The sequence below is a fragment of the Mycobacterium sp. E1747 genome, assembly GCF_001667775.1.
In the GTDB taxonomy this organism is placed as follows: Bacteria; Actinomycetota; Actinomycetes; order Mycobacteriales; family Mycobacteriaceae; genus Mycobacterium.
In genome coordinates, this window is record NZ_LZJI01000243.1 from 1 (window position 1) to 2,216 (window position 2,216).

Here is a 2,216-nt window from a genome sequence, read left to right on the forward strand (position 1 = left end):
CGGCGGTGCGTCGACCACGACCGCGTCATAAACCGGAAGCCGGTTTTTGTCGACCCGCACCACCGATTCCTTGATCTTTCCGGTCAACAGCACGTCGCGCAGACCGGGCGCGATCGTCGTCGCGAATTCGATGGCGCCGATGCGGCGCATCGCTCGCCCGGCGATGCCGAGGTTGTAGAACATGTCCAGGTATTCCAGGAAGGCCGCCTCGATGTCGATCGCCAGGGCATTGACCTGGCCGCCGCGTTCGGCTGTCGCGATCTTGACCTCCTGGTAGGGCAGCGGCGGCACGTCGAAGAGTTGCGCAATGCCTTGCCGCCCTTCAACTTCCACGAGGAGGACCTTGCGGCCGCCGGCTGCCAGGGTCAGCGCCAGTGCGGCCGCTATCGTCGACTTGCCCGTGCCGCCTTTGCCGGTGACGAAATGCAGGCGGGCCTTCGACAGCCGGGCCGGCCAGCCGACGGCGCCACCGCCGCTCGATGTGTTTGCCACCTTCGCATGCTAGCCCGGCCGCGGCGTGGCCCCCTGGCAGGCCAGAGTCGTCCAGACCCGCCCGATAAGCTCGCGCCATGAGCCAACCGATCGCATGGGAATACGTCACGGTCCCGCTGCTGACGCACGCCACCAAACAGATCCTCGACCAGTGGGGTGCCGACGGTTGGGAACTGGTGTCCGTGCTGCCCGGGCCCACCGGCGAGCAACACGTCGCGTATCTGAAGCGCCCGAAGTAGATGACGGCGTCGGCCCGGCTCGCCGAACTCGGTATCGCGCTACCGGGGGTGGTGGCGCCGCTGGCCGCCTACGTGCCGGCGGTGCGCACGGGTGACCTGGTCTACACCGCGGGTCAGCTGCCGATGCAATCCGGACAGCTGGCCGGGACCGGCAAGGTGGGGGGCCGGGTCAGTCCGGAAGAGGGCAAGGCGCTGGCACGGATCTGCGCACTCAACGCCCTGGCCGCCGTCGATTCGCTGGTCGGCATCGACGCGGTGACGCGGGTGGTCAAGGTTGTCGGCTTCGTCGCGTCGGCCCCGGGCTTCAACGGCCAGCCCGGCGTCATCAACGGGGCCTCCGAGCTGTTGGCCGAGGTGTTCGGCGATGCCGGCGCGCACGCGCGGTCGGCCGTCGGCGTGTCGGAGCTGCCGCTGGATGCGCCGGTGGAAGTGGAGCTGATCGTGGAGGTCGGCCCCCGACCGTGACCGCCGCGCCCGAGTCGCTGAGCCATCCCGCCTACGGCAGGCTGCGGGCGGTCACCGAGACCGCCTCGGTCCTGCTGGCCGACAACCCGGGGTTGCTGACGCTCGAGGGCACCAACACCTGGGTGCTGCGTGGCAAGGGCAGCAACGAGCTGGTCGTCGTCGATCCCGGCCCGGACGACGACGAGCACATCGCCCGGGTTGCCGGGCTGGGCCGGATCACGCTGGTGTTGATCAGTCACCGGCACGGCGATCACACCGACGGCATCGACAAGCTGGTCGAGCGCACCGGCGCGACGGTGCGCTCGGCGGGCAGCGGCTTCTTGCGCGGCCTCGGCGGTCACCTGACCGACGGCGAGGTGATCGACGCGGCCGGCCTGAAGATCAAGGTGATGGCCACTCCCGGCCACACCGCCGACTCGCTGTCGTTTCTGGTCGACGACGCGGTGCTCACCGCCGACAGCGTGTTGGGCCGCGGCACGGCGGTCATAGATTCCGAAGACGGCAGCCTGGCCGCCTACCTGGAATCGTTGCGCCGGCTGCGCGGCCTGGGGCCGCGGACGGTGCTGCCCGGTCACGGGCCGGACCTGGCCGATCTGGAGGCCGTCGCGTCGGGTTACCTCATGCACCGGCACGAGCGCCTGGAGCAGGTGCGCGCGGCCCTGCGGGACATCGGTGAGGACGCGACCGCACGCCAGGTCGTCGAACACGTCTATGTGGACGTCGACGAGAAACTCTGGGACGCGGCCGAATGGTCCGTTCAGGCGCAGCTGAACTATTTGCAGCGAGACTGAGAATCAGCGGGAGAAGTTCGGGTAAGGGCCTGCGCAATTACCGACTCGACGAAATTCGCGCGCGCTTGATCTGATTGCTCGGCTCTGCCCCGCAAGCGGGAGGTACCCCCACCTCGCCCCGCTTCGCGGGCCGCATCGTCGCCTCACTACCTCGCTCGGGTCGGATTCTCGCTCGGTCGCGCCCGCGCTTCGCGCGCGCTTACCTCGCTCGGGTCGGATTCTCGCTCGG

4 protein-coding genes are annotated in these 2,216 nt (G+C 69.3%); 3 read left to right on the forward strand and 1 reads right to left on the reverse strand.

Going from position 1 to position 2,216, the window contains the following annotated elements:
- The coding region (locus tag A5695_RS25525; RefSeq protein ID WP_156749855.1) for an ArsA-related P-loop ATPase at window positions 1–492 on the reverse strand (492 nt) is incomplete at its 3' end.
- 77 nt (window positions 493–569) lie between these two features.
- On the opposite strand from A5695_RS25525, the gene A5695_RS28835 reads away from it, so the two are divergent.
- From A5695_RS28835 to A5695_RS25535, 3 genes are read left to right on the forward strand one after another with little or no spacing between them, the layout of a single operon-like run.
- Entirely contained in the window at window positions 570–731 is a 162-nt protein-coding gene (locus tag A5695_RS28835) for a DUF4177 domain-containing protein (protein ID WP_073871548.1), read from the forward strand.
- Complete coding sequence (locus tag A5695_RS25530; RefSeq protein ID WP_068089174.1) at window positions 732–1,196, forward strand: RidA family protein; 465 nt, start codon at window positions 732–734, stop codon at window positions 1,194–1,196.
- Window positions 1,193–1,987 (forward strand): MBL fold metallo-hydrolase, encoded by a 795-nt coding sequence (locus tag A5695_RS25535; RefSeq protein ID WP_068089177.1) that lies wholly within the window; start codon window positions 1,193–1,195, stop codon window positions 1,985–1,987. Before A5695_RS25530 ends, A5695_RS25535 begins: the two co-directional genes overlap by 4 nt.
- The last annotated feature ends 229 nt before the right edge of the window (window positions 1,988–2,216 follow it).